Below are 25,430 nucleotides of genomic sequence, written 5' to 3'. Positions count from 1 at the left end.
CAATCGAAGCGAGATGAAAGTGAAGAAAGTGACGTATAGCGCCGCAGTGGTCCTCGCGAGTGTCGTCGGTCTCGCGGGCTGCGCCGATGTGACGACGGATGTGCGCGCAACGGGAGCGCCCGTCGTGCTGCAGGGCGAACGTACCTATGCGTTCGTGCGTGCCCCGTGGCCGCAAGCGCATCCTGCGAGCGAGCAGTATGAGGCGCTGGTTCGAAGCGAACTTGCGAACTATGGGCTCGTCGATCGAACCGCGGATCACGCGAGCTATCTGGTCTCGCTTGCGTATGACACGCGGCCCGCTGCTGTCGGCGTCAGCACGGCCGATTGCGGAAACGCATGCGATCGTGCCGAAGGCGCGGGCTATTCGCTGTTCGGGCGCGTGTATCGACATTCGATGACGTTGCGGCTGCTCGAAGCGACAAGCGGCAAGGAAGTCTACAAGGTCACGGCGACGAGCCGCGACCGCGATGCCGACACCGATCATCCGATTCCGTGGCTCGTGAAGAGTGCACTCGCGCAATTTCCGTTTGCCGAGTACGGCGCGTGGCGCGTGAAGTTGCGGCCCGGCGATGCAGCCGACAAGCAGGTGCCGCGCGTGGTCGCGGTGAAGCGCGTCGACCAGTGACCAGTGGCGGGGCAGGCCGCGCCGCCCGTTAAGGTTCCAGCAGCCGCTGCAGGCGCAGTTCTTCGAGATCGAGTTCGGCCTCCAGCCTGTGCAGCACGGAGTCTTCGATCTTGCCTTCGCGATGCAAACGCAGCAGCGTTTGCCGCGAAGTTGAAACGAGATCGAGTTCGAGGCGCAGATGGCGCGCTCGCAGTTCGACATGTTCGCTGCCTTCCGAATGCGCTTTCTCGTTGTTGCGCACTCTCACCTCGTATTCGTCGATGAGCCGTCGCACGAGGTTCTTGTCTTCGCCCCCGGCTGACTTGCTGATCTTCTCCAGTTCGTTCAACGATGCGCGGAACGTATGCGAGCGGGCCTCCAGTTCCGACATCGTCGAGCCTCGCATCGGCCGAAGTCCGACGAGGCGGATCAGCACGCCGAGACTGCCGCCCTGTATCACCAGCGTCCCGAAGATCACGAGGAAGGTGCTGAACACGATGGCGTCGCGATCGGGAAACTGCTCGGGCAATGCCAGCGCCGCAGCGAGGCTGACCACGCCTCTGACGCCCGCCCAACCCAGAACGGCTATTTCGCCGGGACGCCAGGGGCGTCCTGCATTGCGATGACCGGCTGCGATGCGCGCGGGCAGATAGATCCCGATCGCCACCCACACGAGGCGCGACAGGATCACGGCCACGATGGCGGGCAACGCGACGCTCGCGCTCGTCGCCAGCATCGAGCGCGTGTCGCCCATCCGCTCGACGATTCCGTGCAGCGCGAGGCCGATCAGAATGAACACGAGCGCATCGAGCACGAACACGATCACTTCCCACGTTGCCGACGCCTTGATGCGTGTATGCGCATCGAACGCACGATGCTGACGTACGCCGAGCATCAGACCGCACGTGACGACGGACAGCACGCCTGACCCTCCGAGCTCTTCCGCGATGCTGTAGCTGGCCCATGCCATCAGAAACGTGAGCACGATGCGAAGCATCGGATCAGGGACGCGCTTGATCAGCCACATCATGATCTGTCCGCAGGCGACACCGACGGCGATGCCGATGAACGTCAGCATCAGAAAGACGCCCGTCGCGCGGCTCGCCGTGAATTGCCCTGTGAAAGCGGCAGCAATGGACATCTGATAGATAAGAAGACCCGTTGCGTCGTTGACGAGACTCTCGCCTTCGAGCACGGTAACGAGCCTCGATGGAAGCGGATTGCGATCGAGGATGGCCTTCGCGGCGACGGCGTCGGGCGGCGAGACGATCGCGCCCAGCGCAAAGCAGGCGGGCCACGCCAACGCAGGCGCGAAGGCATGCACGGTGACGGCGACCGCGACCGTGGTGAACGCAACGGCTCCCAGCACGAGCGACAGAATGCTCAAGACCTCGCGACGGAAGTCCGACCACGCAGTGTAGAACGCACTCGACATCAGCAGCGGAGGCAACACGGCCGTCAGCACCAGGTTGGGGTCCATGTCGACCGTCGTGTGCCGTCCCGTCAGCGCGACGGCGGCCCCGCCGAACAGCAGTATCACTGCGGGCGGAATGGCCACGCGCTCGGCAACCCACGTCAGTACGCCGGCACCGCAAACGAGCAGCAATATGTAGTGAAAGAGTTCGACGTTATTCATGCTGGAGTTTTCGGGCAAACATGGGACGTTGTCAGAGACGGAGGCAACATGTTCGCGTGCATCGTACCGGCGCGCGATGCGATGTTGTCACCGATGTCTGGAATTGTTGTGTGAAGGATAGCCCGACCCTGCTAGCCGACGCTACAGGGCCTGTTCAGCCAGTCCAGGTCGATTTGCCGGTTTGCCGGTTTGCCGCTCAACGCGGCTTTCCTTCAGGCAGCGGTGTCCAGTCCGTTTCGCCCGGGACCGAACCGAATGTCCGTTGCGTCCATGCAGCCTTCTGCTTCGATTTTTTCGGGCGAACTCGATACCAAGTTCCATTCGATATAGCGCTTGCCGATATCGCTTTCGCGTGGCGTGAGGATCGTTTTGATTGGAGTTGTCATGGTGCGATGAAGTGGAGCTCGATACGGTAAATCGGTAAGCCGGCGAGCGAAGCGATGGAAAAAGCCCGCGTTGTGAACGCGGGCACAGATGTTGAAGTCAGGCTTTTTGAAGAGCATTCCATGATGATGCCGCGCGCGTCGCGCATTCGAGCGCGCGGCATCGCACCGATATCGAACTGCCGTACTCTTAAACCGCCCAGCACGAGCAACCCAGCGCGCCCCAGAAGCTCTTGAGGTCAGACGCGGGCACGCTCTTCGCCCATGCTCGCGCATGCGCGTGACCATGCACGCCACAGGCGCTCGCGCAACCGCAGGCCAGCGCGTTCTGGCTGCGCTGCAACGGCGTGCCTTGCGCCGCGCCCCATCCCGCATAGCCGCCGTAGGCGCGCACGGGCGACCAGTCCGGCATCGCGGGCGCAATCGGCGCATCGTGATCCGCAAACGGACCGGCCGCATAAACGATCTTGCCGCCGACCACGGTTAGCACGGCAGTCGTATCGGCGATATCGGACTCGGGGCAGCTCAGATAGTCGCGATCCGGCACGATCAGATCAGCGAGTTGCCCTGCCTGAATGCGGCCTTTTTTGCCCTCTTCATTCGAGAACCATGTGACGTTCTCGGTCCACATGCGCAGCGCGGTCTCACGGTCCAGACAATTGCGTTGCGGATAAATCCGCAGTCCCGCGAGCGTCTTGCCCGTGACGAGCCACGCAAGCGCGACCCACGGGTTGTACGACGCGACGCGCGTCGCATCCGTCCCCGCTGATGTCTTCACGCCTTTCTCGAGCATGCGCGCGACGGGTGGCGTCGCCTCGGCCGCTGCCGCGCCATAGCGCTCGACGAAGTACTCGCCCTGATATGCCATCCGATGCTGCACGGCAATGCCGCCGCCGAGCGCCGCGATACGGTCGATCGACCGCTCGCTGATCGTTTCCGCGTGATCGAAGAACCAGTTGAGGCCCGCGAGCGGAATATCGCGGTTGATCTTTTCGAAGACATCGAGTGCGCGGCTGATGGTCTCGTCATAAGTCGCATGCATGCGCCACGGCCAGCGGTTTTCCGCGAGCACACGCACGACTTCTTCGAGCTCGCCTTCCATTTCAGCGCTCATGTCGGGGCGCGGCTGGCGAAAGTCCTCGAAGTCCGCAGCCGAGAACACGAGCATTTCGCCCGCGCCGTTATGCCGGAAGTAATCGTCGCCCTGCTTGTACTTCGACGTGCGCGTCCAGTTGAGAAAGTCTTCCTTCTCGCCTTTGGGCTTTTGCGTGAAGAGGTTATAAGCGAGCCGGATCGTCAGCAAGCCTTCGTCCGAGAGCTTCTGGATGACTTCATAGTCCTCGGGGTAGTTCTGAAAACCGCCGCCTGCGTCGATCGCGCCCGTCACGCCGAGACGGTTCAGTTCGCGCATGAAGTGGCGCGTCGAGTTGATCTGGTATTCGAGTGGCAGCTTCGGCCCTTTTGCGAGCGTCGCGTAGAGGATGCCGGCATTGGGCTTCGCGAGCAGCAGGCCCGTCGGATTGCCTGCGGAGTCGCGCACGATTTCGCCTCCGGGCGGCTCCGGCGTGTCCTTCGTATAGCCGACCACACGCAGCGCCGCAGCGTTCAACAACGCGCGGTCATAGAGATGCAGGATGAAGACGGGCGTATCGGGCGCGACGGCATTCAGTTCTTCGATCGTGGGAAGCCGCTTCTCGGCGAACTGATGTTCCGTGAAGCCGCCGACCACACGCACCCATTGCGGCGCGGGCGTAATGGCCACCTGACGCTTGAGCATCTCCATCGCGACAGCAAGCGACGGCACGCCGTCCCAACGCAACTCCATGTTGAAGTTCAGGCCGCCTCGAATAATGTGCAGATGATTGTCGATCAACCCAGGCAAGACGCGGCGGCCTTGAAGGTCGATTACCTTCGTCGCATTGCCTGCGAGCGGCAGGATCTCGGCGTCGTCGCCCACGGCGCTGAACACGCCTTCGCGTATCGCGACAGCCGTTGCTTCGGGCCTGCTTCTGTCGAGCGTGGTAAAGCGGCCGCGATGCAGGATCAGATCGGGTGTATTACCAGCATGCGTGCTCATGAGCGTTTCTCCGATGAATCGGCAGCGGCAGTGCGCGACGCGTTGCCCGTCTGGCGGCCGGGCAGCGACCCGAACATATGCTGCGTGCACTTCGAGTCGGTCCACGCGGTGTGGAAGCCGCTGCCGGACAGCATCTGTTTCGCGACGGGAATGATCTGTTCGCCGCCGAGAATGCCGAGCAGGCCGACAAGGGCGACAAGTGGCGGAGCGGGTGAACGCACGTTGATGAGGCTGTAGATCACGCCAACCAGTACGCCAGCAAGCAAGGAGAAGAGATAGAGTTTCATTGGCTCGTATTCCTGTGGTTCACGCGTCGTGCGAGTGCGTCGCAAGCGCTGGGGTGATAGGAAACGGCGACAACGGGTCGCCACTCAAGTTGGCGGATGGATGAAGGCGATGCGCAATGCACCGCACGCGCAGCACACGAGCAGTGTGGAAAGCAAGCTCGTCATCTGGTGGCGAGTACGCGAAAGAGTATCGGGTTTAAAGCGCGATGAAAAGAGGGCGTCACGTACCTGCATTTTTTGGAAATGAATCGATTCGATTTCTTTAGTGATGTCTCGCCGTATCACGTGGCGGGCGCAAAAAACAGAAGAACATCCTGCTCAATTTCTTTCCTCTGTCATCTTTTTCAGGATCGTGCGAAATAGTTTTTATGTCTCGCGATTCATGTCATACACTTCGAATCTCGTTGGCCATGTGGAGGCTACGCGGGCTGACGACAGCGATCCTGCCTTGCCTGAATCCTGGGGGCAGGGCGGTCCTTCTCTTCTATCGAAATGCGGATGGATCACACCATGAGTAATCCAAAGCTTGAAGTATTGACGCCCTCCAACTGTCAGATCATTTTCATCGATCAGCAGCCGCAGATGGCATTCGGCGTCCAATCGATTGACCGCCAGGTACTGAAGAACAATGTCGTCGCGCTGGCAAAGGCGGCAAAAGTATTCAACATCCCCACCACGATCACGACGGTGGAATCCGAGAGCTTTTCTGGCTATACCTACCCGGAATTGCTGGGCGTGTTCCCCGATCATCCGCTGCTCGAACGCACGTCGATGAACTCATGGGACGACCAGAAAGTGCGTGACGCACTCGCGAAGAACGGCCGCAAGAAAGTCGTCGTTTCGGGCCTGTGGACCGAGGTGTGCAATAACACGTTTGCGCTCTGCGCGATGGGCGAAGGCGGCTACGAGATCTACATGGTCGAAGATGCATCGGGTGGCACGTCCAAGGCCGCGCACGACTTTGCGATGCAGCGCATGATCCAGGCGGGCGTGGTGCCCGTGACGTGGCAGCAGGTCTTGCTCGAATGGCAGCGCGACTGGGCCCACAAGGACACCTACGATGCCGTGATGGCGATCGTCAAGGAGCATTCGGGCGCATACGGCATGGGTGTGGATTATGCGTACACGATGGTCCACAAGGCGGCTCAGCGCGTGAAGGACATGCACGAAGTACTCGCGCCCGTGCCGGCGCCTGTCGCGAAGTAAGCGCGCGAATCACGCAACTGTGAAGCAAAGGGAAGCGGCGGGCCGCATTCGCCTGCTACTTTCTGTCTGCCTGGTTGCGTGTCAAGGAAACTGCGTGTCAAAGAAGGCGCGTGTCAATGAAGCTGACGGGGCGACGCAACCATTGAATCATCACGGCGGCGTCTGATTGCAGCGATTTCGATGACGACGGGGGATGAGCCGGATGACTCGGCGGATCGTGTCGACGGATAAGCGCATGCGAGGAGCGACAACTTTCGTTATCGGCTCCTGCATTCACGAGACGTCATTCTTCCGGGTACGCCCAAGGTGCGTTCGCAAGACAGTCGACGAGATAGTCGAGCAGCGCTGTGACTCGCGCGGGCCTGAGAATGCCGGGCGGTGTAATCAGGTTGAGGTGAACTCTCGCGATCTGCCAGTCGGGCAAGACCTCTTCGAGTTGGCCGCTCGACAGCGCATCCCAGACGACGAACTCTGGCTGCAATGCCAGACCCTGCCCCGCAAGCAGCGCGGGGCTGATCGCCTCGGCGTTGTTGCTGCTGATGCGCCCCTTCACGGGCACGACGTATTCCCCTTCCGACTCGTGACGGAAGCGCCATTGGCCGGGCGTCGGCAGGTTCGTATAGATGAGGCACGTGTGTTCCGCGAGTTCTTGCGGATGCGTCGGGCGGCCGTGGCGAGCCAGATAGTCGGGGCTTGCGACAAGCGGCCGGCGCACCGCGCACAGCTTGCGCGAGCGCAGCGAAGAGTCGGGCAGTTCGGCGATACGCAACGCAACGTCGAAGCCTTCGGCGACGACATCGATCACCGTATCGGTGAGCGACAGGTCGATGTTGACTTGAGGATAGCGGTTGAGAAATTCGGGGAGCAGCGGCGTCAGATATTTGAGGCCGAACGACATCGGCGCGGTGACGCGTATCGTGCCGTGCGGCGTGAGCGCTTGCGCGGACGCTTCGGCTTCGACGGCTTCGCCTTCGTTCAGGATGCGGACCGCGCGTTCGAGAGCCATCACGCCTGTCGGTGTCAGTGACAGGCGGCGCGAGGTCCGATACAGCAGTGCCGTGCCGAGCCGTTGTTCCAGCCGTGCAATCGCCTTCGATACCGTGGGCTGCGACATGCCGAGCGATTCGGCCGCTTTGGCAAATGAGCCGAGATCGGAAACGCGGGCGAATATTGCCCAGGCTTCAAGATCGGGTAGAGGTGGCATGAAAAAATTGGAATGGAATCTATTCATTCCATTCTATTTATTAGGTTGAGGAGGTCAAATATTATCGCTTCTCCGAAATCGACGTTGCGAAGGCGCTTATTGATGTCGATGTGAAGTCGATGGCGCGCGCAGCGCGGGACGGCCTTCATCACGCAACGTCACGTTTGTTGATTCAACCTGGAGAACACGATGCCTCAAGCTCAAGCCAAGCCTGGAAAACTGCTGCTTTCGCCGTCCGATCACACGCTGATCATGATCGATCATCAGTCGCAGATGGCGTTCGCGACGAAGTCGATCGACCCCGTGATGCTGCGCAATAACGCGGCGCTCGTGGCCAAGGCCGCGAAGGAGTTCTCGGTCTCGACCATTCTCACCACGGTGGCCTCGAAGACTTTCTCCGGCCCGATCTTCGATGAGATCAAGTCGGTGTTTCCGGAAGCGGACATCATCGACCGCACGTCGATGAATACATGGGAAGACCAGCGCATCGCCGATCGCGTCAATGCAATCGGCAAGCCGCGCATCGTGTTCGCGGGGCTGTGGACGAGCGTGTGCATCGTCGGCCCGGCGCTGTCGGCGCTCGATCAGGGTTTCGAAGTGTATGTGATCGCCGACGCATGCGGCGACGTGACCGACGAAGCGCATGAGCGCGCGATGCAACGCATGGTGCAGGCAGGCGCGCGTCCGATGACCTCGCTGCAATACCTGCTCGAACTGCAACGCGACTGGGCGCGCAGCGAGACGTACAACCAGACGGTAGCGACGTCGATCCAGCACGGCGGCGGCTACGGTCTCGGCCTGATCTACGCGAAGACCATGTTCGGCGGCAGCGAGGGTCACTGATCTCGCGCCACAGTGGCAAGGCCGGCGCGTTCGCGCGCCGGCCGCTCTTTTAGATGATCCGACGATGCAAGCAAGGTGAGTCGATGAAAGTGTATGTGTTGTCACTGGGCGCCGGCATTCTGGTCGGCGTCATCTACAGCCTGTTGAATGTGCGTTCGCCTGCGCCGCCGCTCGTTGCGCTCGTGGGTCTGCTCGGCATTCTGGGCGGCGAGCAGATTGTTCCCGTAGGCAAGCAGCTTCTCTCGGGCTCGCCGCTTTCGACGGCATGGAACGAAGCGCGCAGTGCAGTGCACGTGTTCGGCATGCTGCCGAGCCGTCATGCCGGCGGGCAGGCTGCCCGTGCCAGTATCGATGGTGCAGAAGGCGCTAATACTGCCGAAGGTGACAATCGCGCCGACCGTGCCGATCATGCCGATATCAAGGAAAACCGCTCATGACCGTATCTGCAACACCCCCTGACCTCATCCTGCACAACGGCCGCTTCACGACGCTGAACCGCGCGAACCCGAGCGCGAGCGCAGTCGCGATCAAGGACGGCAAGTTCGTGGCCGTCGGCGACAATGCCGACGTCATGTCGCGCGCGACTTCCGCGACGAAGGTGATCGACCTGAAGGGACGTGCCGTTCTGCCGGGGCTCATCGACAATCACACGCACGTCGTGCGCGGCGGCCTGAACTTCAACATGGAACTACGTTGGGATGGCGTGCGCTCGCTTGCCGACGCGATGAACATGCTCAGGCGCCAGGTGGCCATTACGCCGCCGCCGCAATGGGTGCGCGTGGTCGGCGGCTTTACGGAACAGCAGTTCGTCGAGAAGCGTCTTCCCACGATCGAGGAATTGAATGCCGTTGCGCCCGATACGCCCGTCTTCATCCTGCATCTCTATGACCGCGCGTTGCTGAACGCTGCGGCGCTGCGTGTGGTCGGCTATACGAAGGACACGCCGGAGCCGCCGGGCGGACAGATCATGCGCGACGGCGACGGCAACCCGACGGGTCTGCTGCTGGCGAAGCCGAATGCGTCGATTCTCTACGCGACGCTTGCGAAAGGTCCGAAGCTGCCGTTCGACTATCAGCTCAATTCGACGCGTCATTTCATGCGCGAGCTGAACCGGCTCGGCGTGACGGGTGTCATCGATGCGGGCGGCGGCTTCCAGAACTACCCCGACGATTACGAAGTCATGCAGAAGCTCGCGGACGACGGACAGATGACCGTGCGTCTCGCGTACAACCTCTTCACGCAAAAGCCGAAGGCCGAGAAGCAGGACTTTCTGAACTGGACGAAGACATCAAAATACAAGCAGGGCGACGATTATTTCCGTCATAACGGCGCGGGCGAAATGCTCGTGTATTCGGCAGCGGACTTCGAAGACTTCCGCGAGCCGCGCCCGGACATGCCGCCGCAAATGGAAGACGAACTCGAAGAAGTCGTGCGCGTGCTCGCCGAAAACCGCTGGCCCTGGCGGCTTCACGCAACCTATGATGAGACCATCAGCCGCGCGCTCGATGTCTTCGAGAAGGTCAATCGGGACATTCCGCTCGACGGCATCCACTGGTTCTTCGATCACGCCGAGACGATCTCCGAGCGTTCGATGGACCGTATCGCGGCGCTTGGCGGAGGCGTAGCGGTGCAACACAGAATGGCCTACCAGGGCGAGTATTTCGTCGAACGTTATGGCGCGGCCGCAGCCGAGGGGACGCCGCCCGTCGCACGCCTGCTCGAAAAAGGCGTCCGCACATCGGCGGGTACGGACGCGACGCGTGTCGCGTCGTACAACCCGTGGGTGTCGCTTGCGTGGCTCGTGACGGGCAAGACGGTCGGCGGTCTGCGGCTCTATCCGCAGCGCAATCGTCTCGACCGCGATACCGCGTTGCGCATGTGGACCGAGAACGTCACATGGTTCTCGAACGAAGAAGGCAAGAAAGGCCAGATCGCAGTAGGCCAGCTTGCCGATCTGATCGTTCCTGATCGCGACTTCTTCGCGTGCCCCGAGGACGACATCGCGAGCACCGTGTCGGATCTGACGATTGTCGGTGGCCGCGTGGTCTTTGGTGCGGGAGCGTTCGCCGATCTCGACGACAACGCGCCGCCGCCCGCGATGCCCGACTGGTCGCCCGTGCGGCGCTTCGGTGGCTTTGCCGCGTGGAAGGACTCGAAGGGCGAAGGCGAGGCTTCGTTGCAGCAGATGGCGGCAGCATCGTGCGGCTGCTCGAACGGATGCGCGGTGCACGGCCACGACCACGCGCGCGCCTGGTCGAACAGCGCACCCGCGTCCGACCTGCGTTCGTTCTGGGGCGCGCTCGGCTGCGCGTGCTGGGCGGTCTGACATGAATGCGCGCGCTCAAGGGAATCCGCATTGGATCGCCGCGATCCTCGCGCAGCCCTGGCTGCTGATGCTCATACGCACGGCGCTGGTGTCCGCCTATGTGATCGGCGGTCTGGCGAAGCTCGCGAACTTTCATGGCGCCGTTCTGGAACAGGAGCATTTCGGGCTGCATCCGGGATGGCTATGGGCGGCGCTTGCGATCGTCGTCGAACTGGGCGGCTCGGCGTGCGTGATCGCGAACCGCTTCGTGTGGCTGGGCGCAGGCGCGCTCGCCGCATTGACGGCCGTGGCGATGTTCGTCGCGAACGACTTCTGGAACCTGAAGGGCGACGCGCACTTCTTTGCGTTGAACGCCTTCTTCGAACACCTTGGACTCATCGCCGCGCTTGTCATGGCGACATGCCTCGCCGGCGTCCAACATTCTTCCGGCCATGCCGGATTCAATAAAAGACCTTAAAGGACCTTCACCATCATGCGTAACTTCCGTTCCCTGATTGTGACGACGCTTGTTGCCGTCGGTCTTGCCGCATCGTCTGCTGCGCCCGTTGCGTACGCCAAGCCGGCGGCCAGTCCGCAACTCTCCGTCGGGCCGCAGTACGACACGACGCACGTCTACGTCGCGCCCGATGATTTCGACAAGTTCACCGACAGCTTCGTCGCGACGTTCGGCGGTCACAAGTCGCAGCAAGGCGTGTTTCAGGTGACGCCGACGCCGAGCCAGACGATGTCGCAACTCGTGTTCACACCCGTCGGCACGATCTCGGTGTTCGGCTTCAAGACGCCTGTTCCGTATCCATTCGGCAATGAGCGCACGGGCTACCTCGTGACCGACATGGACGCGGCCGTGAAGTCGGCGAAGGCGCACGGCGCGGACGTCACGGTGGCGACGTTCCCGGACCCGATCGGGCGCGATGCGATCGTCTCATGGCCGGGCGGCGTCAACATGCAGCTCTACTGGCACACGCAGGTGCCGAAATACGATCCGCTGCAGACGGTGCCGGAGAACCGCGTCTACGTATCGCCCGAACGCGCCGATGCGCTGATCCGCAATTTCGTGGCCTTTTCGCACGGCAAGATCGTCTCCGACGATCGCAAGGCGCCGGGTGTCGAGATCGGCCGGCCCAACGATACCTATCGGCGCGTGCGGATCGAGTCGGGCTTCGGCCGGATGACGGTGCTGGTGACGGACGGCCACTTGCCGTATCCGTACGGCCACGAGATGACGGGATACGAAGTGGCGGATCTCGGCGACACGCTGCAGAAAGCGAAGGCGGCAGGCGTCACCGTGCTGGTCGCGCCGTTCACTTCGGACAAGCGTGAAGCGGCCGTCGTGCAGTTCCCAGGCGGCTACATCGCCGAGATTCATGCAGCGGCGCAGTAACGCATGCGCGAGCGCTGCATGCGTTGCGTGATGGACGCGGATACATGCGCGCGCGCGTGCCGATACCGTTTGCTCCGGTGTCATCCCAACGGCGGGAGATGATCGATGAAATCTGAAGACAGCGTGCTCGCCGCTATCGCAGGCTATGTCGATACGCTCAGCTTCGTCGCGCTGTTCGGCCTGTTCACCGCGCACGTCACGGGGAACTTCGTGCTGATCGGCGCCGAGGCGGCAGGTTTCGGCCAGGGCGTGTTCATGAAGCTGATGGCGTTTCCGGCATTCGTTGCAGGCGTGGTCGTCAGCAGTCTGCTCGTGAAGAGCATGGAACCGGCGACGCCCAATCGCGCCGCGTGTCTTCTCTATGCGGTGCAGGCGGCGCTGATGCTGGCCTTTTGCGTTGCGGGTGTCGGCGTTTCGCCCGTCGTTCATTCGGACAGCACGCCCGTCATCATCTGCGGGATGGTCGGCGCGGCGGCGATGGGCGTGCAGAACGCGCACGGGCGGCTGGTCGCGCGTCCCGGAGTGCCGAACACCGTGATGACGGGCAACGTCACGCAAGCCGTGCTCGATGCGATCGACGTGCTTTCGCCGCGCGCGCCAGCCGATGCGCAGGCCGTGGCGCGAGCGCGTCTGGGCAAGATGCTGCCGGCCATTCTCGCGTTCGCTGCGGGCGCGATCGCAGGCGCGCTCGCATATCGGCATGTCGGGTTCTGGGCACTGCTGCTGCCGTTCGTCGTGCTCGTGTGGCTCGCATTCAACGCACGCGGCGCATCGTCGACGGCTGCCACAACCGCGACAGACGCAAGGAAATAGCCGAAGTACGTCCGCGCGGACTGCTGGTTGCGGCAGTTTGCGTTCGATCGAACGGCAACTGCGAACTGCATTTCGAACAGGCGCCGATGAATGTCGCGGGCAAAAGTACCACACCCCTTTCACGACACGGAGATCCTATGACGCGTGTGTGGCCCAGGCCGTTTGCAGGGACGCATGCTGTTGCGTACCTTGTCTTTTTCGTCGCTGGCCTGGCGTTGAGCGGCAATGCGCGGGCGACGGAGGAAACGACATCCGCCGATACCGCATCCGCCGCGTGCACCGCGAAGCGGCCCGTCGTGCTGTTCAACCGCTGGCAGGAGGACTGGTCCGTGCTCGCGGACAAGTGCGTGCCACGGCAGCCGCTGGACAGCCTCAAATACATTCCGCTCGGCGGCGATCCGCATTCGTATCTGTCGCTTGGCGCGAATCTGCGCGAGCGCGTCGAAGTCAACGATGCGCCGCTCTTCGGCATCGGCACAGGCCATTCGGATACCTACGTGATACAGCGCGCGCAGGTCAGCGCGGATGCGCGTATCGGTCCGTATCTCCAGTTCTTCGCGCAGCTCGAAGATGCGCGACCGTTCGGCAAGGATACGGTGTCGCCCGTCGACAAGAATCCGCTCGATCTCGAGCAGGCCTTCGTCGCGTGGGTCAGTCCGTTGGGACCCGGCACGTTCAAGTTCCGCGTCGGCCGTCAGGAGATGGCGTTCGACTTGCAGCGCTTCATCTCGGTTCGCGACGGCCCGAACGTGCGGCAGGCGTACGACGCGATCTGGGCGGACTACGAGTACGGCAAATGGCGCTTCATCGGCTATCTGACGCAGCCTGTGCAGTACCGCGACGTGACCACTTTCGACGATGTATCGAACCGGCATCTCACGTTCAGCGGCGTGCGCTTCGAGCGGCAGGGTGTCGGGCCGGGTGATCTTTCAGGCTACTACTCGAAGTACAACCGCTCGAATGCGCGCTTTCTCGATGCAACGGGCGACGAGCATCGCGACGTATTCGATCTTCGATACACAGGCAAGATGGGCCGCGCCGACTTTGACGTGGAATCGATGTATCAGTCGGGGCACGTCGGCAACAAGACGATCGGCGCGTGGGCGGTCGGCTCGCTCGCGGGCTATACGCTCGACCTTCCGTGGACGCCGCGCGTGGGCGTGCAGATCGACGCGGCGTCGGGCGACCGGCATCCCGGCGACGGACGCGTTGAGACATTCAATCCGCTCTTTCCGAACGGGTACTACTTCACGCTCGCGGGCTACACGGGCTATGCGAACCTGATCCACGTGAAGCCTTCTATCACGTTGAAGCCCACGAGCAAGCTCGCGTTGCTCGGCGCGCTCGGTTTCCAATGGCGCGAGACGACAGCGGACGCCGTGTATCAGCAGCCCAATACCGTGGTGCCGGGCACAGCGGGTCACGGCAGCCGGTGGACGGGCATGTATGTGCAGGTGCGCGCCGACTGGACGATGGCGTCGAACCTGATCGGTTCCGTCGAAGCGGTGCACTTCCAGGTCGGCGATTCCATCCGCAACGCGGGCGGCAGTAACGCGGACTACGTAGGCGTCGAACTGAAGTACGGATGGTGAGTGCATCGGAAGCGAAGCGGCGCGGCATGTCGCGTTGCCGCGTGTCGCCGGTTATCTGTGGATCGGATGGAGAACATCGATGAACGCAAAGATCGCAATGACAGGGGCTTGGGCAATCATCGTGCTGACGCTGTCAGCGAGCGTCTACGCGCAGACTGCGGGCGCACCGAATGGCGCAAGCGCCGCGGCATCTGCCGACAGCACGCAAACCCCCACGGCCGCGAAAGTGAACGACCGCCAACTGGAAAAGGACGTACATCACGCGCTCGGCAAGACGAAGCATCTGACCAGCATCGGCATCAGGGTTCACGCCGATGCGGGCGTTGTCACGCTGACGGGAACGGTGCCAAATCGCGCCGCGCTGGACAGAGCGGCTAGCGCCGCAAAGGGTGTTCGGGGCGTCACGGAGGTCAGGAACAACCTGACGATCCAGAGCGATCGATGAATGCCAGATAGCAAATGCTTCGTGGCGAAGGAATGTGATGGGCACTCTCGCGGAAGAAGACGCCGGGCGACGTGCGTTGCTGGACATCCTGATACCCGTTGCGCACGCAGCGGAGTCGGCGACGGGTACCGCGCGCCGGAAGAAGCAACGGTTCCGTTTGAAGAAACGCCGCTTGCGGGAAGAGCGCGCACCCGAAGTCGACGCGGAGCCTCGGCCGACGCGCATTTCGGTTGTCGAGCGTCTGTCATCGGAAACCGTGAGCGTTTGCTGGAGCGACGCGAGGATGGGCCGTTACTCGGAACAGACCTGGCGGCTCGGACGCGCGCGCACTGAATCGTTTTGCCTGTTGACGGGCAGACAGATTCGATACGGCGACAGGATCTTTCGGCCGCGGACCGAGCAGGGCTATCTCACGTCCGATCACAACCGGATGATCCTCGCGTGTGCCGTCGACGATTTGTGCTGCGCGGACGCATGACAGGCGCGGGCGCTCATCGTCATCGTGCGGCGTGATACGGCGAACTCGCGGACCCATACCGGGAAGGATTGCCGAAGCGAGGGATCGATCCATTCGCGCGGGCGCGCTTCAGTTCGTTGACGACTTCGGCGCGCGTTTTAGGGCGTCCATTTGAAACATGCGCCGCAGGATGATGGCGCGGCGTCTGTCCGGCGTGCCGCGTCTTTGCGGATGGTTTGTCGGCCGACGCAGGCCGTTCGCGCCGCGTGCTGTATTGCGGCCTGTCAGTCGATTTACTCGATGTGCGCACGAGCGTCGATGGTCGAGCAGGCGGTTCCATTGCGCGATCTGATTTTTCGTCGACAGGACTGGGCGAAGCGTCGTGCGAGCCTTCGCTGAATGAGGCAGCGGCAACGACGGACGTCATCGCCTTCGCTGCTCTCGCCTCGCGCACATTGAGTTCCTTCTGCAACTCCAATGCTTCAGGCAGATTCGTGCGAACCGAGAGCACGGCATTGAGCAACACCTTCGCGGACGTCAGATCGTTGCGATGCAGACTCGCGCGTATCGACTGGAGGATGAATGCGATATCGGCATCGGATGTGCCATCGGAGGTCGCCGCCAATTGCTCGGAGCGACGCACGGATTCGTCCTCCGCGTTCGATGAATCTGCACTGCGCGGGTTCTCGTCGCCGCCATACACTGACCGATAGGCGGCCAGCCGGTCGCTGTCCATCGGCAGTGCAAGCGCCACGACGATCAGAACGACCATCACGACAAACCCGGCAATGGCCATTCTGTCCGGTCGACGGATCATCGCGTCCCTCCTGACGAGTTGTGCGTCCCCAGCCACCATTATGGTTCGCTTAGCAATGCACGTGCCAATTCTTTAAAGCGATCGCTGCAAGGCCATCGGCGATTAAAACCTCCACATTTTTCACTCTTATTCCATCAATTGCCAAAAGCGGGCCAGTTGCTCTGCAATTCGTTCTCAGTTCCGATATAGTCGCCATTTTTGGCGATTCAGAATGCGCACGCGCGCCATGCGTAAAGTCATTTTGAGCGCCGAATAAAAAAAGCCAAAAGACCATTCACTCTTTTCCCTGGAACCCGAATGCGAGCGATCATTCTTGCCGCGGGCCTCGGCCTGCGACTCCAGCAACCCCCGGGGGAGCAGTTTCCAAAATGTCTGTTGCGATTCGATGGCGTTACGCTGCTCGAACGACATCTTTCGATGCTCGAGGCGGCGGGTGTCGATGAAGTCGTGCTCGCGCTCGGCTTTCAGCCGGAGCGCGTCGAAGCGGAATTGAAGCAGGCGGGCCGCAAGGTGCCCGAGATCAGGCTCAATCCGCGTTTCGACCTCGGCAGTGTGCTCACCGTGCACACGGTCGCCGATGCGCTGACGCGCGGCGGCGATGTGCTGCTGATGGACGCCGACGTGCTTTACGACGAGCGCATGCTGGCCGCGCTCGTCGCCGGCGATCACGCGAACCGCCTGTTGATCGACCGCGATTACGAAGCAGGCGACGAGCCCGTGAAGCTGTGTCTGAAAAACGGCGTGCCCGTCGAGCTGCGCAAGCAACTGGCCGTCGGACTCGAGTACGACACGATCGGCGAATCGGTCGGCTTTTTCCGCTTCACGCAAGCAACGGCAGAGCGCTTCGCGCAGATCGTCGCGGGCTATATCGACAGCGGCCGCGCAAACATGCCCCACGAAGAAGCCGTGCGCGACCTGCTGCTCGAACGCACTCACGCATTCGATACGGCCGACGTCACCGGCCTGCCCTGGATCGAAATCGATTTTCCCAATGACGTTGCGCGCGCAAGCGAGGAAGTGCTGCCGCAACTTCAGCGAACCGCCGGAGTTACACGATGAACGCACGCGAACCCTCTTTCGTCACCACACTGTCGCGCAGCGCGCGCCTGCGCCAGATGCTGACGAGCAACGAACTCGAATTCCTGATGGAAGCCCACAACGGCATCTCCGCGCGCATCGCGCGCGAAGCCGGTTTCAAGGGCATCTGGGGCTCGGGCCTCGCGATCTCCGCGCAATATGGCGTACGTGACAACAATGAAGCGAGCTGGACGCAAGTCGTCGATACGCTCGAATTCATGGCCGACGCGAGCGATCTGCCCATCCTGCTCGACGGCGATACCGGCTACGGCAACTTCAACAACGTGCGCCGTCTCGTGCGCAAGCTGGAGCAGCGCGGCATCGCGGGCGTGTGCATCGAGGACAAGCAGTTTCCGAAGACGAACAGCTTCATCAAGGGCGAAGCGCAGCCGCTCGCCGATATCGACGAGTTCTGCGGCAAGATCAAGGCGGGCAAGGACTCGCAGACGGACGAGCATTTCTCCATCGTCGCGCGCGTCGAAGCGCTGATCGCGGGCTGGGGCATGGATGAAGCGTTGAAGCGCGCGGAAGCGTATCGCCAGGCGGGCGCGGACGCGATCCTGATTCACAGCAAGCTCTCGCGTCCCGACGAGATTCTCGAATTCGCGCGCGAATGGGCAGGGCGCGGCCCGCTTGTCATCGTGCCGACCAAGTACTACAGCACGCCGACGGAAGTGTTCCGCAACGCGGGCATCAGCACGGTGATCTGGGCGAACCATCAGATTCGCGCGGCCACGTCGGCGATGCAGGCCGTCGTGAAGGAGATCTACGAGAGCCAGACGCTCGTGAACGTCGAAGACCGCATCGCGACCGTCAACGAGATTTTCCGTCTGCAGGACGCCGACGAGTATTCGGAAGCGGAAGAGCGCTATCTGTCGGCATCGCGCGCATCGGGCTCGGCTATCGTGCTCGCCGCGAGCCGCGGCAAGGGCCTCGAAGCGGTGACGACGGATCGTCCGAAAGTCATGCTGCCCATCGCGGGCAAGCCGCTGTTGCGCTGGCTCGTCGATGCGTTCAAGAAGCAGGGCGTCAATGACATCACCGTGGTCGGCGGCTATCGCGCCGATGCGATCGACACGGCGGGCATCAAGCTCGTCGTCAACGAGCATCATGAAGGGACGGGCGAGCTGACGTCGCTCGCCTGCGCCATCGACGGCTTGAACAACGACACCGTGATCTCGTACGGCGACCTGCTGTTCCGCAGCTACATCGTGCGCGATCTGGTGGAGAGCGAAGCGCCGTTCAGCGTGGTCGTCGATTCGTCGACGGTTGCGGAAGCGGGCGCGGCGAACCAGAGCGTGCGCGATTTCGCGTGGTGCTCGTCCGCCGACGATCGCGGCCTGTTCGGCAACAAGGTGCTGCTGCGCCGCGTGTCGAACAACGAAGCCGACGTGAAGGGCGAAGCGCCGCATGGCCGCTGGATCGGTTTGCTGAACGTGCGCGGTGAAGGACGCGAGCGCTTGCAGGCAGTAGTGAACACGCTGCGCGCACGCGCCGATTTCGATTCGCTCGATATGCCCGCGCTGCTGAACGCGCTGCTCGAAGCCGGCGAAGAAATCGAAGTGCAGTATGTGCACGGCCACTGGCGCGGCGTGAACGATCTCGAAGACTTCCGTCGCGCGGGCGATTTCGCGCACGAGCAGACGCCGCTCGCACAGGGCGACGCAGCGGGAGGCGCGGCGCAATGATCGAAGCTGCACAGTTCGTCGAGGCGGCGCGCGAGCGCGGCTTCGACTGGTATGCGGGCGTGCCGTGCTCGTATCTCACGCCGTTTATCAACTACGTGTTGCAAGACCCGAAGCTGCACTACGTATCGGCGGCGAACGAGGGCGATGCCGTCGCGTTCATCGCGGGCGTCACGCTCGGCGCAAAGAATGGTCGGCGCGGCGTCACGATGATGCAGAACTCGGGCCTCGGCAACGCGGTGAGTCCGCTGACGTCGCTGACGTGGACGTTCCGTCTGCCGCAACTGCTGATCGTCACGTGGCGCGGCCAGCCGGGCGTGCCCGACGAGCCGCAGCATCAGTTGATGGGCCCCATCACGCCGGCGATGCTCGACACGATGGAGATTCCGTGGGAGACGTTCCCGACGGAAGCGGACGCGATCGGCCCCGCGCTCGATCGCGCGATCGCGCATATGGATGCGACGGGCCGTCCATACGCGCTCGTGATGCAGAAGGGAAGCGTCGCGCCGTATGAACTGAAGGACGCAGGCCGCGCAGCGAAACGCGAAAAGCGTGCGTCGCGCGACGTGTCGCGAGCCATCTCATCCGATGCGCTGCCGACGCGCAACGAGGCGCTGCAACGCGTGATCGCGCACACGCCTTTGGATTCGACGGTCGTGCTCGCATCGACGGGTTTCTGCGGCCGCGAACTCTACGCCATCGACGACCGGCCGAACCAGTTGTACATGGTCGGCTCAATGGGCTGCCTCACGCCGTTCGCATTAGGACTTGCGCTTGCGCGTCCCGATCTGCATGTCGTCGCGCTCGACGGCGACGGCGCCGCGCTGATGCGCATGGGCGTCTTTGCGACGCTCGGCGCATATGGTCCCGCGAACCTCACGCACATTCTGCTCGACAACGGCGCGCACGATTCGACGGGCGGCCAAGCGACGGTGTCGCCCGACGTGTCGTTTGCGGGCGTCGCGGCGGCGTGCGGCTATGCATCGGCTGTCGAAGGCGATGACGTGAGCCTGATCGACGAGCTGTTCGCATCGCCGCAACTCGACGGTCCGCGCTTCGTGCGCGTCGCGATCCGTCGCGGCACGCCCGATGGCTTGCCGCGCCCGACCATCACTCCGTCCGATGTGAAGACGCGTCTAATGCGCCACATCGCCACTTCCGGCTCGAATGAAGGAGCACGCTGATGCTGCTGATGAACCCAGGCCCCGTCACGCTGACCGAGCGCGTGCGCAACAGCCTGCTGCAAACGGATCTGTGCCATCGCGAGAGCGAGTTCTTCGATCTGCAGGACGAAGCGCGTGCGCGTCTCGTGAAGCTGTACGATCTCGACCCCGCGCAATGGAGCGCCGTGCTGATGACGGGCTCGGGCACAGCGGCCGTCGAGAGCATGATCGCGGCGCTCGTGCCGGAAAACGGCAAGCTGCTGATCGTCGAGAACGGCGTGTACGGCGAGCGCATCACGCAGATCGCGACGCAGTACCGCATCGCGCACAGCATCGTGAAGCACGAATGGATGCAGGCGCCTGATCTCTCATGCATCGCGGCTGCGCTCGACGCCGACACGTCGATCACGCATGTCGCCGTGATTCATCACGAGACGACGACGGGCCGGTTGAACGACCTGAAGGCGCTCGCCGAGGTTTGCCGCGCGCGCAACGTGAAGATGCTCGTCGATGGCGTGAGCAGCTTCGGCGCGGAAGAGATCGATTTCGCGGAAGACACGATTGCAGCCGTCGCGGCGACGGCGAACAAGTGCCTGCACGGCGTGCCGGGCGCGGCGTTCGTGATCGTGCGGCGCGATGCGTTGGCGAGTGCCGCGAGCCGCACGTACTACCTCGGGCTTGCGCGTCTCGCGAGCTTGCAGGATCAGCGCAATACGCCGTTCACGCCGTCCGTGCATGCGTATTACGCGCTCGTCGAAGCGCTGCGCGAACTCGACGACGAAGGCGGCTGGAAGGCACGTCATGCGCGATATGCGGCGCTCGCCGAGCAGGCGCGCGCGGGGCTTGCTGCGCGTAGGATCGACAGCGTGTTGCCGCCGCAGGAGAGTTCCGTGGTGCTGCGCGCGTATCGTTTGCCGAAGGGCATCGCGTATGAGCAGTTGCACGATGCGTTGAAGGCGCGTGGCTTCGTGATCTATGCGGGGCAGGGCGGCTTGTCGAAGGAACTGTTCCGCATCTCGACGATGGGGGCGATTCATGCGCCGGATATCGAGCGGTTGCTGGCGAGCTTTGATGAGTTGATGCGGTAGGCAGCACCGGTTACGTTGCTACCCATGCCGAAGGGCGATACTTGTTCGCCGTGTGTCGGCCGGATGTGTCAGTGCGCGTCCGTCCTGGGATTGTCACGTAGTTGCATCCGGCGCGGCTTTCGCGGGTTAGATTGAGGGACCATTCGCCGAAGACTTGCTACGCGGTGCCGGCTGGCCGGCAGCTACAGATGCGGGGATGGGTGCTCCGGCGGGCCCGGCCGTACCTCCGCTGAATGTGCCAGCATTGGCACCAGATACGCCTGGCCCGACGGGCCCCGTTGGAAAAGTGGCCCTGGCGTTCGCTGCTGGCACAATCGTAATCGGGCCACCGGCGAACGCTGAGGCAGAAGCCAGGGCCGCGACGGCGGCGAGCATCAGAACACAGGTTTGGGTTTTCATCGCTAATCCTCTTCAAGTGTGCAATTCAAGGTGCGGGCATGTGCGCGCGATCGGTCCGCGTTTAGCAGATGATCGCGAGCAACCAGGCCTCTACTGATAGTTCATCGTGAAGGTCATCACCGTATTCGCCGAGCCAGCGAGTACGGGCGCCGTAGTCTGGTAGTACCGCGCCTTCAGGGGAATCGTGTAGTTGCCGCCGGCCGGGTCGTATCCGGGCAGCGTCTGCTGCGTGCCGATAGGCAGCGCATTGCCATTGGCGTCGAGCAGCTGAACGCCGACGCCACGCGCGGTCGAGGCGCTATCGAGCGCCACGACCGACTGACTGGCGTCGACGATCGTGGTCACGGCATCGATCTCGTACTTGATGCTGTTGATGCCGGCAGGGCAGTTGTTCAGGCTGATGTTGAACGACGCCGGTGCAGTCGAGATCGGCCCGACGCCGGAGAATTCGGTGTTGGCGTGCGTGCCCATCGGCACCGTGACGTCGGGCGTCGCGCAAGCCACAGGTGCGAAGGTCGGACCGCCGACCAGCGTGACGTCGACGAGATTCTGGGGCGGGGAGACGTAGTTCGTATACGGAGCCGGCGCGGCGGTGACGGACACGCCCGCCTGCGCGACGACGCCCGGCATGTTGATTGTGCCGCCCGTGACGGGCCCGATCTTGATGAACGCGAAATCCATCTTCATACCGAAGGGCATACCCGATATCGCGTAGTTGTAGTTGGTTACGCCGTTATCGAAGGTATAGAGGCGAGCTCCGATTGCGCCGCCGAGAGACCAGCTCGCGTCAACCGGATAGCCATAAGTTCTCCCGGTAGCTTCGTTTGTCCAGCCGGACTTGCCCCCTACGCTTGCCCATGACTCGTAGCCTGAACTGCCCATCACGATGCCGATTCCGGCCACGTTTGTCTTGAACACGGGATACGTGACGCCGCCTTCGCTATAGGTGCCAACGGGCTGGCCCAGCAGTGAAATGAACGAAACGCCCCAGTAGTGGGCGGGCGAATCCAACACGCTTAAGGTATCGCACGTCCATACGCTTGTGCCTGTGCCTGGCGCGTAGAACGGCGTCCACGGTCCAATCCGGACTCCTGTAGCGGAGTTGTCCCGCGGCACCGCATAGGTATCGGTAGGCAGTGTGATGACGAAGGTGCCGGGGTTCGGCCCGGCGCAGCTCGAGATGTACTGTGCCGATGCCTGACCATGGGCCAGCGCACCCAGCCAAACGAACGCGACTATCCGCAGCCACCGCAACCAGTGCAGGCGTTCTCGTGAACGTTGAATGTCGATCGATACGTTGAATCTCATGACCTTTGCATCCATGGTGTCATATAAGAGGCGGCGTCAGAACGCGGCCTTCGCCATCTGCTCGAACCTGCATTCGGCGGGCACGCGCACGACGAGCCGGCTCTTCGCGTCGGCGAGTTTCGGTAGCGCATAGCCCAGCGTGCAGGTCTCGTTCGCACCCGTTCCCCACTTCGCCGTCAGCGTTCCGCTGTCGCTCTTCAGACCGCGCACGACGATGCGGCCGGCCTGCGCCACTGTCCCGACCATTTGACCCGTCGGGTCCATTACCTCCGCGCCGAACGGCAGCGGCTTGCCGTCAGGCATCCTGATCTGAAGCAGCGCGGCGCGGCCCGGATTGTCGGTCTCGAACTTCACCTTGACCACGGCGCCCGCCGTCGGCGCGACGTTCTGTATCGTCGACTTGAATTCGACGTCGAGCGGCAGCCCCTTCGGATCGATTTCGATCTCATTGCGCGAGAACGGCGTCAGATTGGACACCACGGCATGGCCCCAGCGGTCGACATGCAGGCCGTTGCCGTTGAGCACGCGCGCACCCGCCGCGTCCTTCGCTTCGACGACGGCCAGCGTGTCGCCCATGCTCGCCATGAAGGCAACGCCGCCCGGGTACGCGACGACGCCGCCCGACATGCCCGCACCCACCTGGCTGTAGTTGCTGCCCTTGCTGACATTGCCGGTGAACGTAGCAGCCTGGGAAATGTAGCTGGCGCCCAGGCCCGCGCTGGTATTGCTGCCCATCCCGCCGCCGCCGCTGTAGCCGGCGCTCGCGGAATACGACAACGCGTTGTCCGTGCCGAGCGAACCCGATACGGATTCCTGCATGCTCACGGCGCCCGACGAATCCTTCGTCAGACTCGTGCTGGCGTAAGGCGCATACGGCGATTTGCCTAGCGGGATGCCGAGCGTGAGCATCACGCGGTTGTCCCACTTCGCGCTGTTGATGTTGAGCTGGCGTGACGCCGAAACACCGAAGTTGATGTTTCTGTAGCTGTTGCTGTAGCCGGCCTGGAACTGCGTATCGCGGCCATTGCGGTTCCAGTAGTCCTGCGTGGACCCGGACAGGTAGAAGCTGCCATAGCCGGCAGGCAGCGCCTGATTGACCATCAGCTGTAGACGCCCGCGCACGGTCCCGCCCATCGCGAAGCCGAGGCCTCGCTGATCCAGATCCTTAAGCGCTATCGCGTCGGACAGGCCAAGGAAGCCGCGCGTCGAATAGCGGTAGGCGGCGAGCGTCAGGTTGGTATGGGTGGGCGCAACCAGCTTGCTGTACGAAACGCGGATGCTCTGGCCGTTGCGGCCGGGTTCGTTGGTGAGGCCCGTCGTAGCGTGCGTGACGTCGAATCCGAACGCGCCGTAGGGCGTATTCAATGCGACGCCCATCAGCGCAGAAGCGTAGTTCTGCGCCAGCAATACGCCGCCATAGCCCGTGAACAGGTTGTTGAAGCCGTGCTGGACCGTCGCCTGAAAAACGCCCGGCGCGATTTGCGCGGAGGGATTGCGATACTGGCCAACGGTCACGTTGAAGCGTGTCGTTCCCGGGCGCAGCGCGTTGACCATCGGCGCATACGGAACGCGCGAGATCCGCTGGCTGCCGTCGGCTTCCGTCACGATCACTTCAAGGTCGCCGCCATAGCCAGTCGGATAGAGATCGTTGATCTCGAACGCACCCGGCGACACCGTCGTTTCATAGATGATGTTGCCGTTCTGGCGGATCTGCACGCGCGCATTGCTGTTGGCAATGCCGTGAATGGTCGGTGCATAGCCGCGCTGCGACTCCGGGTACATCCGGTCATCGCTGGCCAGTTGCACGCCGCGAAAGCCGAAGCTGTCGAACATCGAGCCGTCGGTAAACGCATCGCCGATGACGAGCTGGCTCTTGAGCGGCGCGATCGAGCGCTGCACGTTCGTCTGCAAGGTCTGGTACTGCGTGCCCGCATGGTCGCTGTAGACGAGGCTGCCGTCGTGGTGAAAGCGCCATGGGCCGATGTTCACGCCGGCATTCAGTCCCACATAGGCTTGGGTATAGGACACGCCCGCGCCGTCCGAGTGATACGCGTTGGCGTTGTACTGCACGCGCGCGGCGGGCACGCCGTCGTCCCAATAGCGCGGATCGACATAGCCACGCGCTGCACGGCTCATCGCGATCTGCGGCACGCTGATGTCGAGGCGCTGCTCGCCGTTGTCGAACACGGCGGTGGCGTCGGGAATCAGCTTGGGTAGCGGCGCGCATGCGCTGCCCGCATTGTCCGCGAGAAGTGCAGCGGCCTGCGGCGAAAGCTTGTCCACGTCCACGCCGACGTGCTCCAGCATCGCGCGGTCGAAGCAAGGCTGTACGTCGCCGCCTACGACCTTGCGCAGCACGGCCTGCGAGCGTCCCGTCCAGACCTCGTTGACGTACAGATCCACCCGGTAGATGCCGGGTGCTGCCGCATTGCCCTGATTGAAGCGCGAGACGTCCAGCCGCGTTCCGCCCTGATCGTGCAGGAATGCATCATTGAATTCGACCGAGGCGATCGTCGTATCGGCGGGTGCAGGCTGGGCTGCCCATGCACCGACACTGGAGAACAGAGAAAGCGCCACCGCACTGACCGGACTGAGTCGCGAGGGGATCGGGCAAGTACTTCGATACGAATGCATGCAGT

23 protein-coding genes are annotated in these 25,430 nt (G+C 62.8%); 15 read left to right on the top strand and 8 right to left on the bottom strand.

Features of this window, described 5'->3' with window-relative positions; translation table 11 throughout:
- Nucleotides 1–13: 13 nt before the first annotated feature.
- A complete protein-coding gene (locus tag BMW76_RS22365; RefSeq protein WP_245763319.1) occupies nucleotides 14–625 on the top strand; it encodes a DUF4136 domain-containing protein in 612 nt (203 codons plus the stop codon).
- Nucleotides 626–653: 28 nt separating this feature from the next.
- On the opposite strand, the gene BMW76_RS22360 is transcribed toward BMW76_RS22365, so the two are convergent.
- From BMW76_RS22360 to BMW76_RS22350, 4 genes are all read right to left on the bottom strand, one after another.
- Complete coding sequence (locus BMW76_RS22360; protein WP_090869039.1) at nucleotides 654–2,240, bottom strand: Na+/H+ antiporter; 1,587 nt, start codon at nucleotides 2,238–2,240, stop codon at nucleotides 654–656.
- Nucleotides 2,241–2,452: 212 nt separating this feature from the next.
- Nucleotides 2,453–2,743: a hypothetical protein gene (locus tag BMW76_RS42825; protein ID WP_143062295.1), complete on the bottom strand. Its 291-nt coding sequence runs from the start codon at nucleotides 2,741–2,743 to the stop codon at nucleotides 2,453–2,455.
- A gap of 70 nt (nucleotides 2,744–2,813) precedes the next feature.
- Nucleotides 2,814–4,700, bottom strand: a complete 1,887-nt coding sequence (locus BMW76_RS22355) for an amidohydrolase (protein ID WP_090869037.1) — start codon at nucleotides 4,698–4,700, stop codon at nucleotides 2,814–2,816.
- On the bottom strand, nucleotides 4,697–4,987 hold the full coding sequence (locus tag BMW76_RS22350) for a XapX domain-containing protein (RefSeq protein WP_090869035.1): 291 nt from the start codon (nucleotides 4,985–4,987) through the stop codon (nucleotides 4,697–4,699). Before BMW76_RS22350 ends, BMW76_RS22355 begins: the two co-directional genes overlap by 4 nt.
- A gap of 510 nt (nucleotides 4,988–5,497) precedes the next feature.
- Between BMW76_RS22350 and BMW76_RS22345 the strand changes: the two genes are divergently transcribed.
- Nucleotides 5,498–6,193: a hydrolase gene (locus tag BMW76_RS22345; RefSeq protein ID WP_090869149.1), complete on the top strand. Its 696-nt coding sequence runs from the start codon at nucleotides 5,498–5,500 to the stop codon at nucleotides 6,191–6,193.
- A gap of 283 nt (nucleotides 6,194–6,476) precedes the next feature.
- On the opposite strand, the gene BMW76_RS22340 is transcribed toward BMW76_RS22345, so the two are convergent.
- Entirely contained in the window at nucleotides 6,477–7,397 is a 921-nt protein-coding gene (locus BMW76_RS22340) for a LysR family transcriptional regulator (protein ID WP_090869033.1), read from the bottom strand.
- 189 nt (nucleotides 7,398–7,586) lie between these two features.
- On the opposite strand from BMW76_RS22340, the gene BMW76_RS22335 reads away from it, so the two are divergent.
- The 9 genes from BMW76_RS22335 (at nucleotide 7,587) to BMW76_RS22295 (ending at nucleotide 15,275) form a co-directional block, all read left to right on the top strand.
- Complete coding sequence (locus tag BMW76_RS22335; RefSeq protein WP_090869031.1) at nucleotides 7,587–8,240, top strand: hydrolase; 654 nt, start codon at nucleotides 7,587–7,589, stop codon at nucleotides 8,238–8,240.
- An 83-nt stretch (nucleotides 8,241–8,323) separates the two neighbouring features.
- On the top strand, nucleotides 8,324–8,677 hold the full coding sequence (locus BMW76_RS22330; RefSeq protein WP_090869028.1) for a XapX domain-containing protein: 354 nt from the start codon (nucleotides 8,324–8,326) through the stop codon (nucleotides 8,675–8,677).
- Complete coding sequence (locus BMW76_RS22325; protein WP_090869026.1) at nucleotides 8,674–10,566, top strand: amidohydrolase; 1,893 nt, start codon at nucleotides 8,674–8,676, stop codon at nucleotides 10,564–10,566. The genes BMW76_RS22330 and BMW76_RS22325 overlap by 4 nt, the downstream gene beginning before the upstream one ends.
- 1 nt (nucleotide 10,567) lies before the next feature.
- Nucleotides 10,568–11,023, top strand: coding sequence for a DoxX family protein (locus BMW76_RS22320; RefSeq protein ID WP_090869023.1), 456 nt, complete (start codon nucleotides 10,568–10,570; stop codon nucleotides 11,021–11,023).
- 15 nt (nucleotides 11,024–11,038) lie between these two features.
- Nucleotides 11,039–11,947 (top strand): glyoxalase, encoded by a 909-nt coding sequence (locus BMW76_RS22315; RefSeq protein WP_090869022.1) that lies wholly within the window; start codon nucleotides 11,039–11,041, stop codon nucleotides 11,945–11,947.
- A gap of 105 nt (nucleotides 11,948–12,052) precedes the next feature.
- Nucleotides 12,053–12,760, top strand: coding sequence for a YoaK family protein (locus tag BMW76_RS22310; RefSeq protein ID WP_090869020.1), 708 nt, complete (start codon nucleotides 12,053–12,055; stop codon nucleotides 12,758–12,760).
- A gap of 137 nt (nucleotides 12,761–12,897) precedes the next feature.
- Complete coding sequence (locus tag BMW76_RS22305; RefSeq protein WP_090869018.1) at nucleotides 12,898–14,352, top strand: alginate export family protein; 1,455 nt, start codon at nucleotides 12,898–12,900, stop codon at nucleotides 14,350–14,352.
- A 79-nt stretch (nucleotides 14,353–14,431) separates the two neighbouring features.
- Entirely contained in the window at nucleotides 14,432–14,797 is a 366-nt protein-coding gene (locus BMW76_RS22300) for a BON domain-containing protein (protein ID WP_090869016.1), read from the top strand.
- Between the two features lie 37 nt (nucleotides 14,798–14,834).
- Nucleotides 14,835–15,275 (top strand): DUF3331 domain-containing protein, encoded by a 441-nt coding sequence (locus tag BMW76_RS22295; protein WP_090869014.1) that lies wholly within the window; start codon nucleotides 14,835–14,837, stop codon nucleotides 15,273–15,275.
- A gap of 19 nt (nucleotides 15,276–15,294) precedes the next feature.
- Here BMW76_RS22295 and BMW76_RS22290 read toward each other — a convergent pair whose 3' ends face one another.
- The gene (locus tag BMW76_RS22290) at nucleotides 15,295–16,071 is read right to left on the bottom strand and encodes a DUF4148 domain-containing protein (RefSeq protein WP_177200454.1); all 777 of its coding nucleotides are present in this window, start codon (nucleotides 16,069–16,071) and stop codon (nucleotides 15,295–15,297) included.
- A 297-nt stretch (nucleotides 16,072–16,368) separates the two neighbouring features.
- Between BMW76_RS22290 and BMW76_RS22285 the strand changes: the two genes are divergently transcribed.
- Genes BMW76_RS22285 through BMW76_RS22270 form a run of 4 tightly spaced genes read left to right on the top strand, consistent with a single transcriptional unit; the run spans nucleotide 16,369 to nucleotide 21,084 of the window.
- Nucleotides 16,369–17,130 (top strand): phosphocholine cytidylyltransferase family protein, encoded by a 762-nt coding sequence (locus tag BMW76_RS22285; protein ID WP_090869010.1) that lies wholly within the window; start codon nucleotides 16,369–16,371, stop codon nucleotides 17,128–17,130.
- Nucleotides 17,127–18,836, top strand: coding sequence for a phosphoenolpyruvate mutase (aepX, locus tag BMW76_RS22280; protein ID WP_090869008.1), 1,710 nt, complete (start codon nucleotides 17,127–17,129; stop codon nucleotides 18,834–18,836). The genes BMW76_RS22285 and aepX overlap by 4 nt, the downstream gene beginning before the upstream one ends.
- Entirely contained in the window at nucleotides 18,833–20,017 is a 1,185-nt protein-coding gene (aepY, locus tag BMW76_RS22275) for a phosphonopyruvate decarboxylase (protein ID WP_090869006.1), read from the top strand. The genes aepX and aepY overlap by 4 nt, the downstream gene beginning before the upstream one ends.
- Nucleotides 20,017–21,084, top strand: coding sequence for a 2-aminoethylphosphonate aminotransferase (locus BMW76_RS22270; protein ID WP_090869004.1), 1,068 nt, complete (start codon nucleotides 20,017–20,019; stop codon nucleotides 21,082–21,084). The genes aepY and BMW76_RS22270 overlap by 1 nt, the downstream gene beginning before the upstream one ends.
- 489 nt (nucleotides 21,085–21,573) lie before the next feature.
- On the opposite strand, the gene BMW76_RS22265 is transcribed toward BMW76_RS22270, so the two are convergent.
- The gene (locus tag BMW76_RS22265) at nucleotides 21,574–22,497 is read right to left on the bottom strand and encodes a fimbrial protein (protein WP_245763318.1); all 924 of its coding nucleotides are present in this window, start codon (nucleotides 22,495–22,497) and stop codon (nucleotides 21,574–21,576) included.
- Between the two features lie 330 nt (nucleotides 22,498–22,827).
- Entirely contained in the window at nucleotides 22,828–25,368 is a 2,541-nt protein-coding gene (locus BMW76_RS22260; RefSeq protein ID WP_456090131.1) for a fimbria/pilus outer membrane usher protein, read from the bottom strand.
- Nucleotides 25,369–25,430 lie beyond the last annotated feature (62 nt).

Source organism: Paraburkholderia diazotrophica (genome assembly GCF_900108945.1).
In the GTDB taxonomy this organism is placed as follows: domain Bacteria; phylum Pseudomonadota; class Gammaproteobacteria; order Burkholderiales; family Burkholderiaceae; genus Paraburkholderia; species Paraburkholderia diazotrophica.
Note: the sequence above shows the minus strand (reverse complement) of the source record. Positions and strands in the feature narration are given on the sequence as shown.

Excerpts from the sequence above, each read along its gene's own strand:
- BMW76_RS22300 (WP_090869016.1), top strand. The coding sequence starts at position 14,432 with ATGAACGCAAAGATCGCAATGACAGGGGCTTGGGCAATCATCGTGCTG.
- BMW76_RS22345 (WP_090869149.1), top strand. The coding sequence starts at position 5,498 with ATGAGTAATCCAAAGCTTGAAGTATTGACGCCCTCCAACTGTCAGATC.
- BMW76_RS22340 (WP_090869033.1), bottom strand. The coding sequence starts at position 7,397 with ATGCCACCTCTACCCGATCTTGAAGCCTGGGCAATATTCGCCCGCGTT.
- BMW76_RS22290 (WP_177200454.1), bottom strand. The coding sequence starts at position 16,071 with ATGATCCGTCGACCGGACAGAATGGCCATTGCCGGGTTTGTCGTGATG.
- BMW76_RS22295 (WP_090869014.1), top strand. The coding sequence starts at position 14,835 with ATGGGCACTCTCGCGGAAGAAGACGCCGGGCGACGTGCGTTGCTGGAC.
- aepX (WP_090869008.1), top strand. The coding sequence starts at position 17,127 with ATGAACGCACGCGAACCCTCTTTCGTCACCACACTGTCGCGCAGCGCG.
- aepY (WP_090869006.1), top strand. The coding sequence starts at position 18,833 with ATGATCGAAGCTGCACAGTTCGTCGAGGCGGCGCGCGAGCGCGGCTTC.
- BMW76_RS22350 (WP_090869035.1), bottom strand. The coding sequence starts at position 4,987 with ATGAAACTCTATCTCTTCTCCTTGCTTGCTGGCGTACTGGTTGGCGTG.
- BMW76_RS22360 (WP_090869039.1), bottom strand. The coding sequence starts at position 2,240 with ATGAATAACGTCGAACTCTTTCACTACATATTGCTGCTCGTTTGCGGT.
- BMW76_RS22365 (WP_245763319.1), top strand. The coding sequence starts at position 14 with ATGAAAGTGAAGAAAGTGACGTATAGCGCCGCAGTGGTCCTCGCGAGT.
- BMW76_RS22285 (WP_090869010.1), top strand. The coding sequence starts at position 16,369 with ATGCGAGCGATCATTCTTGCCGCGGGCCTCGGCCTGCGACTCCAGCAA.
- BMW76_RS22325 (WP_090869026.1), top strand. The coding sequence starts at position 8,674 with ATGACCGTATCTGCAACACCCCCTGACCTCATCCTGCACAACGGCCGC.
- BMW76_RS22320 (WP_090869023.1), top strand. The coding sequence starts at position 10,568 with ATGAATGCGCGCGCTCAAGGGAATCCGCATTGGATCGCCGCGATCCTC.
- BMW76_RS22270 (WP_090869004.1), top strand. The coding sequence starts at position 20,017 with ATGCTGCTGATGAACCCAGGCCCCGTCACGCTGACCGAGCGCGTGCGC.
- BMW76_RS22310 (WP_090869020.1), top strand. The coding sequence starts at position 12,053 with ATGAAATCTGAAGACAGCGTGCTCGCCGCTATCGCAGGCTATGTCGAT.
- BMW76_RS22335 (WP_090869031.1), top strand. The coding sequence starts at position 7,587 with ATGCCTCAAGCTCAAGCCAAGCCTGGAAAACTGCTGCTTTCGCCGTCC.
- BMW76_RS22315 (WP_090869022.1), top strand. The coding sequence starts at position 11,039 with ATGCGTAACTTCCGTTCCCTGATTGTGACGACGCTTGTTGCCGTCGGT.
- BMW76_RS42825 (WP_143062295.1), bottom strand. The coding sequence starts at position 2,743 with ATGCTCTTCAAAAAGCCTGACTTCAACATCTGTGCCCGCGTTCACAAC.
- BMW76_RS22355 (WP_090869037.1), bottom strand. The coding sequence starts at position 4,700 with ATGAGCACGCATGCTGGTAATACACCCGATCTGATCCTGCATCGCGGC.
- BMW76_RS22305 (WP_090869018.1), top strand. The coding sequence starts at position 12,898 with ATGACGCGTGTGTGGCCCAGGCCGTTTGCAGGGACGCATGCTGTTGCG.
- BMW76_RS22330 (WP_090869028.1), top strand. The coding sequence starts at position 8,324 with ATGAAAGTGTATGTGTTGTCACTGGGCGCCGGCATTCTGGTCGGCGTC.